The sequence below is a fragment of the Pyramidobacter sp. C12-8 genome (assembly GCF_002007215.1).
Taxonomy (GTDB): Bacteria; Synergistota; Synergistia; order Synergistales; family Dethiosulfovibrionaceae; genus Pyramidobacter.
Genome location: NZ_MUHX01000134.1, coordinates 1 through 230 on the forward strand (window position 1 = coordinate 1; position 230 = coordinate 230).

Sequence of the window (230 nt, forward strand, 5' to 3'; positions counted from 1 at the left end):
GAAGAGTGCGGCGAGAGGGAGCGAAAATAAGTAGCGAAGCAGGTAAGGATACTGACGAGAAAAGCTGTATGTATTTTCGAGGTGCCCGTACCGCAAACCGACACAGGTAGATGAGGAGAGAATCCTAAGGCCAACGGGAGAAGGGTTGTTAAGGAACTCGGCATATTGACCCCGTAACTTCGGAATAAGGGGTGCCTGCAGCGATGCAGGTCGCAGTGAAAAGGCCCAGG

General features: G+C 52.6%; 1 rRNA gene. It reads left to right on the forward strand.

From position 1 onward, the window contains the following. Positions 1 to 230 (forward strand): 23S ribosomal RNA (locus B0D78_RS12340); the annotation flags it as partial.